Here is a 5,894-nt window from a genome sequence, read left to right as displayed (position 1 = left end):
TTCCGTATACATATATTATCTCGAATCTTACTTGTCGAATCATTCCTTGTTCATGACTCACACACATAACAAGAATGAATCAACTTTAGGCTTCAAGAACGGGCACTCTGGCACAAGTGTTCGTTTTATTTTTTTGTGTATAAAAAATAAGAAACTAACTCATACTATCCATAGGCTACTCAATAGCCTACATTCCGGAAACTGAGACTAGGCTTATTTGGATATCCTTTCATCAACTGAGCAGTTAGCTTTTGCTAACTGCTTTGTTATGCCTTCCATCTATTCATTCTAAACTTTCTATACTTTCCCCTACCTAATCTGCTATACTACATATACAACCGTAAGAAAGGCGCTGATATCATGGATGAACAACAGGATAATAGGGATCGCGATCAAAAAATGATGTTCCAAATGCAAGGTATTCCCACGAATCAAGTCAACATGAGCCAGTTACCAAAATGGATTCGTTATTTCGGCTATTTCTTTTATGCTTGGATAGGATTATTCAGTATCATCGCAGTTTTGTACTTACTTTTCCGATGACTTTTGTATAACCTTGTAAAACTGAGGTATACTACACATACATTATGATGTTTTTTCTTGTTCATTTGTCAGCTACCTGAGGAACTCTTACAAAAGAGTTCCTCTTTTTTGTTACAATCCCTACTTTTGATTTAAGCACCCTATCATTCTTTTTAAAGTCCTATTTCCTGTCCGATACCTACGATATTCAAAAAAGATTCTAACGCGAATTTACCCAGTTCTACGAGGTCGTTTTTCTGCAGTATAAAATTTAAACAGCCTCTCTATCCATTTCTGGAATAATACCTCGCTTCGTCAACATATCATGGATAAACAACCTACCTTTTTGCGTCCAGCGCGTATTCATTTTTACAGATTTACTCCCATCCGAATGTGTGACATCAATTGTCTGCGATTTTGTATAGCCTTTATTTTGATGTTTGGCATATAGCAGCCATTGGTTGTTTACTTTGTACTGTACCTTTTCATCTTTTAAGATTTTATTTAATCGTACTGCAGACAATCCATAATCGGCTGCAATTTGCGAGACGGTTACCGTATCTTTTGACTGAAGAATTTGATCGAGGTATGTAATCTTAGATGCGTTCTCTGCGACTTGTTGGGTCAACATGAGATTCTTTTGTTCTGCCACTTGCCTTGCTTGTTGCTCGTGTTTGAGTTGCGACGCGAGACCAATAAGCAAATCTGGGTCTTGTAGTAACGCGTTTATCGTAGGCGGTGTCATGTATGCACCATGTTTTCGAATACTTGGGAGCACTTCTTCAAATACCCATTTTTCAAATTGTTTTGCTTGTGGGAGTTTGGATTTCACAATTAATCTATATAAATTCCCTTCGTTAATGAACTTCTTCTCTTGTGCTCTTCCTAGCGAATCGATGACTGGGCAAATCGCCCACCCATCCTCTTTTGTATGTTGCTTCACGGCTTTATGTGGATCTGAGTATCCAAGTACTTTCGCCACATCTGTTGCCGGAAAATACTCTTTTCCATCCTAAATGAAGACTTCTAAATTTCCGAACATGCTATGTGAAAATGTTTGCATTTGTGTCATTTTTCAGTTCCCCTTTTCTACAAAATTGACATTATTATTTGTTGTTTTTGTATTCCTTGTGTATATCAGCTAACGCATGAAATGTATTATTTTGAATGAGCCTTAAAACATCAAACGCTTCATGCGGTGTTAAACCTTCCTCCTCAACTAATCTTGCTAAACCTGTAATAATTAACTGTTGTCCAAAACTATTTTGATTAAATTCAACTTCCCCCACGTTTCATCCTCATTTCTCTACAAAGTGAAATTTTTATTAAAAACTTTCTCAACACCGCCATATAGAACAAAGACTCTATTTTTGGTAATATATAGGTAGTATCCATATACTTAGCTTCCTTAAAAGGGCCCATCCCCAGTGGGTCCTTTTAAATTCCCATGCTAAAATAGCTTTTGGGTTAAAATTTATTAGTGTAACGCCAAATTTCATCTATCTTTTCGTTTTGTATATCCAGCATTTCCTTATAAGTATCTAAACGTTTTTCCGATTGCTTTAAATCCAGCTTTATACAAATAGTCTGGCCAAGAAAAATAAAGATGGCTATCCATAAAAATTGATCCATTGCCTTCACCTCACTTCTGTCGAAATACCTATTTTTTTCGCATTATCCCGAGACGTGCATATACCGCGATATACGATATGCGATAGCATTTACCTGGCCCTCTTATAGGGCTTTTTCACGTTAAAATAGCTATCATTTTTATACCTGCATTTGTATAATTCATTTCCCTAATCCCTGCTCTTTCCCAAACTCATTCGCTCTTTTCTTAATTCGTTTCAATATTCTACTTACTTGCACCTGACATCTCCCGACTCTATTCCCAATTTCTTGCTGCGTTTTATGTTTCGCATGCATATCCCACACGATCAATTCTGGCTGCTGCAGTGTTTGGTAAAATGATTGAAGCACCATGTGATTCTCGACTTGCTCTGTCTCTTCAATTACTTGTGTATCTTCCAGCATGTCTTCCAACAAAATTTCTTCACTACCACCACTCCCCGATGTATACATGACATCCTGTAGAGACTTTGTATGGGGTTGATATTGTAATGCCTCTTTCACTTCTGGAAGAGAAACTTCCAATTGTTTACAAATCATCTCTCCATCTTCCTCCATCAATCCTTGCCTCATCATTTTCCCTCTTAGTACATACAAGTCTCTTGGCACCTTTATCTTGTGACTATTCATAATGAGCTTTCCAACTTCTCCATGAATTTTCGGTATCGCATACGTGGAGAACTGATAACCCAGATTAGGATTAAAATCCCTTCGCGCTTTTATGAGACCCATCATCCCGCACTGCACCAAATCCTCCATCTCCAAACCTGTATTCCCTTTTACGATATCTAACCTGCCTTTGTATCTCTTCCAGATAAAGTGATGCACCAAATTTTCATATTTCCTCATAAATTCCTCATCTGACATCGCTCTCACATCTTCAATCGCTTTCGCCATTTCCACTTCCTCTTTTCCCTTTCTTCGATTTCTTCGGTGCCCGATTTGGCCCTTCCCATACTCCTTGCTTTCTCCATTTATTTTTCAATTTACTCACGTAAGAGGGACTTCACTCAAACATGAGGCTGATTTCCTTATCCGGGATTCCTTGCTCATTCAGTTCCCTTACACGGTCTGGCGTCAATCCATCCGGAATATTTCCAGGTTTCCCTGCGCGCTGTCTCGGCTCCGTATCAAAATACCGCCCCAACTGGCGTAACTCCTGACCAGTCGGGCAATTTGCACAAATGTTGATACTGAAACTCGCATCATCTGAACGATTGTAATAACACCGTCTACATTTCTGTTCGATGATATCGCCAATCTGATAAGTAAGTTGTATGCGTTCTTCTCTGGTGAGTTTCATATTTCTCACCTACAATATGGCTTTCAATGCGATACCTAAAGCTTGTGCTCTTGCTTGACATTCCAAGCGATGTTTCCGTTCCCTTTCAGCTGTTTCTTCTGCCGCGCCGATTCTAATTTGAGTTTTTCGTAGTTCAGCTTCGACTTCCCATTTCTTTTCGCTTAACTGGTTACTTTCATTCAGTAAAATCGTATATGCTTCTTCCCGTTCTTGTAACTGTTTCTTGATACGTTCGTATTCCGCTTCGATCCCTTTTCTCGCTTCTTGTTCTGTCTGTAGGGTTTGTAAGAGTTGTTCTTTTTCTTTCAAAAGTACAGGAGTAGTCATCACACTTTTTCCGTTTTCGTTGTTTGTTCCCTGAGCCTTTTCTTTTGTGGTGAATAGCTTAGATACGCCTATACGTTTCCTAGCGTTCTCTTTTTTCTCTCGTCGTTTTGCAACGTTATAATACAAGGTGCTTTCACTCACGCCCAAACGGTCTGCAATTTTTTCCCAGGATAGTTTTTCACCTCGTAATTTCTCCGCCTTCTCGCATAATGCATCCCAATTTCTTTCTTCAGCCAGTTGTTCCGCCATCGTCTCATTTCTCCCTTCCAGTAAGGTGTCGCCTAATTGTTTGATTTGTTTTCCAATCTTACAGTTATCCGCACACCAGGAAGTCTTGCGGTTCCCTGACTTCCTGTATGACGGTATCATTTTACAACCCATGCAATGTTCATCTTGTAGATTTAATATTTGAATCCGAATGGATTTATTCTTGCTCTTCTTCAAATGACTTGTCCCCATCTGTTATTTCAAATTCTTCTGATGGCTGCAATGGTTTCGAAATGGCTCCTTCTTCTGTCTCTGCCGTTTCCTCGGGTTTCTGCTCACTCTTTGGTTCTTCTTTTGTTTCTGGCTGCTGTTCTTTCCACTCATGCCACTTGATAGCCAATGGTGCTACACGCTTACGATATTCATCAATTACCTCGATAATTTGCCCTGAAGACATGCTCAGTTCATTTGCCAATTTCAAGTACGATTCACCCTCGAGGCGACGTTTTACAATCTCCGGGAGTTTATTTGGCATACCCTCAAAGTTTGGTGCTAAACCACTGATGATAAAAGCATCGATTATCTCACGGTCCGCTTGTTCTTTTTCTTCACGAGTCTGCATCTTTTCTTGTGGTATATCTAGATCCGCTTCTATTTGCTCGAATGTTGATTGTACCTCTTGTACCATTCCTTTCTCATCGACTTCGTACTGCGTAACCGGCTCATTTGTCTTGGCATTAATCGTGACATTGAAATTAACTTGCATAGACTCTAGCGAAACAAACACTTTCGCATCAATCATTTCAGACAAAGAATCCAATTTTCCTTGCAATGAAGAATCGGTTACCTCTAACACAATCTCTTTCTTCCCATCAGGTTTTAAGTTCACTTTCTTTAACACTGGTTTAAATTCGATATACGCCATTATGATCCGCTCCCTTTATTCTGTTTTTTCGCTTTCTTCTCCGCTCGTTGTAACTTGTTGTACTCATCCACCGTGATAAAACCACCGTATTTCTTCACATGCTTCAGCAAAATCAGCTGTAAGTGTGGATATTTATACTCGAACAACTTTCGTTTCACATTGAACGTTTCGGTAATCATGCCTTTTATGTCTATGACCTCCACCTCACCATTTGGCAAGTACACCAGAAAGTCCGCTATGTATGTAATGGCTTGAAAGCTTTTATCCCGTTTCTTGAACGCGGGTTGTAACTTAAAGACAGGCTGTCGTTCAAACCCTTGTATTTCGCCTCTTGCACTGCGTATTTTCAAGCCTTCGTAATAATTCGCTTCCGCTTGTGAATCGAACAAATAATCATCGAGATGTACTTTTTTATTTTTGTATTTACTCAATTCCGCTCACTCCAAATACCTGTCATCGACTCGTTCCATCCAACTATTCCATTCCTCATCTGTCATCACACGCCTGTTGTTCTTCTTGCTCATATACGCTGCCACATGCTCCTTCATCGCCACTCGAAATCGATCTTGAAAATAATAATCTAGTTTTGCCACATCATCCGTAAACTTCACAACTTGTTTATCTAGCACGAGCAATTCAATCAATGCCACGATTCCTACCAGTCCATGTGCTGTTGCGTATTCTAGTAATTCACTGACCTTCATGCCCTCACTCCACAAATTCATTCGTCCGCTTCACAAAGTTCAACTTCAGCGTTCCTACCGCTCCATTTCGGTTTTTGGCGATGATGAGTTCCGTCTCGTGTATTTCCTCTGTTTCCCGCTTCTCTTTGTCAAAATACGCTTCTCGATGAGGGAAAATAATCACGTCCGCTACCTCTTCAATCGAACCCGACTCCCGTATATCAGCCATGCTCGGACGCTTATCCATTTTCCCTTCCACCGCACGATTTAATTGCGCAATCAGGATAATGGGCTGTTT

The 5,894-nt window shown here is 39.7% G+C and carries 9 protein-coding genes and 2 pseudogenes; 1 reads left to right on the top strand and 10 read right to left on the bottom strand.

Annotation, left to right across the window (positions count from 1 at the left end; genetic code table 11):
- Positions 1-360: 360 nt before the first annotated feature.
- Positions 361-543: a hypothetical protein gene (locus ATL10_RS30155; protein ID WP_110498279.1), complete on the top strand. Its 183-nt coding sequence runs from the start codon at positions 361-363 to the stop codon at positions 541-543.
- 250 nt (positions 544-793) lie between these two features.
- Here ATL10_RS30155 and ATL10_RS30150 read toward each other — a convergent pair.
- The 10 genes and pseudogenes from ATL10_RS30150 to ATL10_RS30110 all read right to left on the bottom strand — a co-directional run.
- Positions 794-1,594: pseudogene (locus tag ATL10_RS30150) on the bottom strand (phage antirepressor KilAC domain-containing protein).
- Positions 1,595-1,628: 34 nt separating this feature from the next.
- Positions 1,629-1,811 (bottom strand): hypothetical protein, encoded by a 183-nt coding sequence (locus ATL10_RS30145; protein WP_110498277.1) that lies wholly within the window; start codon positions 1,809-1,811, stop codon positions 1,629-1,631.
- Positions 1,812-1,989: 178 nt separating this feature from the next.
- Positions 1,990-2,154: a hypothetical protein gene (locus ATL10_RS31500; protein WP_181419366.1), complete on the bottom strand. Its 165-nt coding sequence runs from the start codon at positions 2,152-2,154 to the stop codon at positions 1,990-1,992.
- A gap of 159 nt (positions 2,155-2,313) precedes the next feature.
- Positions 2,314-3,048 (bottom strand): sigma-70 family RNA polymerase sigma factor, encoded by a 735-nt coding sequence (locus ATL10_RS30140; RefSeq protein ID WP_110498275.1) that lies wholly within the window; start codon positions 3,046-3,048, stop codon positions 2,314-2,316.
- Positions 3,032-3,454 (bottom strand): annotated as a pseudogene (locus ATL10_RS30135) (hypothetical protein). Before ATL10_RS30135 ends, ATL10_RS30140 begins: the two are co-directional and overlap by 17 nt.
- A gap of 9 nt (positions 3,455-3,463) precedes the next feature.
- A complete protein-coding gene (locus ATL10_RS30130) occupies positions 3,464-4,162 on the bottom strand; it encodes a zinc-finger domain-containing protein (protein ID WP_481747237.1) in 699 nt (232 codons plus the stop codon).
- A gap of 43 nt (positions 4,163-4,205) precedes the next feature.
- On the bottom strand, positions 4,206-4,913 hold the full coding sequence (locus tag ATL10_RS30125; protein ID WP_110498271.1) for a 2-methylcitrate dehydratase: 708 nt from the start codon (positions 4,911-4,913) through the stop codon (positions 4,206-4,208).
- Positions 4,913-5,344, bottom strand: a complete 432-nt coding sequence (locus ATL10_RS30120; protein ID WP_110498269.1) for a DUF1064 domain-containing protein — start codon at positions 5,342-5,344, stop codon at positions 4,913-4,915. The genes ATL10_RS30125 and ATL10_RS30120 overlap by 1 nt, the downstream gene beginning before the upstream one ends.
- Positions 5,345-5,350: 6 nt before the next feature.
- Positions 5,351-5,617: a hypothetical protein gene (locus ATL10_RS30115; RefSeq protein WP_110498267.1), complete on the bottom strand. Its 267-nt coding sequence runs from the start codon at positions 5,615-5,617 to the stop codon at positions 5,351-5,353.
- Positions 5,618-5,621: 4 nt separating this feature from the next.
- Positions 5,622-5,894, bottom strand: a 273-nt coding sequence (locus ATL10_RS30110) for a DnaB-like helicase C-terminal domain-containing protein (RefSeq protein ID WP_181419365.1), incomplete at its 5' end; no start/stop codon positions are given.

Origin of the sequence: Bacillus sp. 196mf, assembly GCF_003217275.1 — a bacterium.
GTDB lineage: Bacteria > Bacillota > Bacilli > Bacillales > Bacillaceae_G > Bacillus_A > Bacillus_A thuringiensis_S.
Note: the sequence above shows the minus strand (reverse complement) of the source record. Positions and strands in the feature narration are given on the sequence as shown.

Bases quoted from the DNA above. Each gene is read 5' to 3' on its own strand.
- ATL10_RS30140 (WP_110498275.1), bottom strand. From the start codon at position 3,048: ATGGCGAAAGCGATTGAAGATGTGAGAGCGATGTCAGATGAGGAATTT.
- ATL10_RS31500 (WP_181419366.1), bottom strand. From the start codon at position 2,154: ATGGATCAATTTTTATGGATAGCCATCTTTATTTTTCTTGGCCAGACT.
- ATL10_RS30130 (WP_481747237.1), bottom strand. From the start codon at position 4,162: ATGGGTTGTAAAATGATACCGTCATACAGGAAGTCAGGGAACCGCAAG.
- ATL10_RS30125 (WP_110498271.1), bottom strand. From the start codon at position 4,913: ATGGCGTATATCGAATTTAAACCAGTGTTAAAGAAAGTGAACTTAAAA.
- ATL10_RS30155 (WP_110498279.1), top strand. From the start codon at position 361: ATGGATGAACAACAGGATAATAGGGATCGCGATCAAAAAATGATGTTC.
- ATL10_RS30115 (WP_110498267.1), bottom strand. From the start codon at position 5,617: ATGAAGGTCAGTGAATTACTAGAATACGCAACAGCACATGGACTGGTA.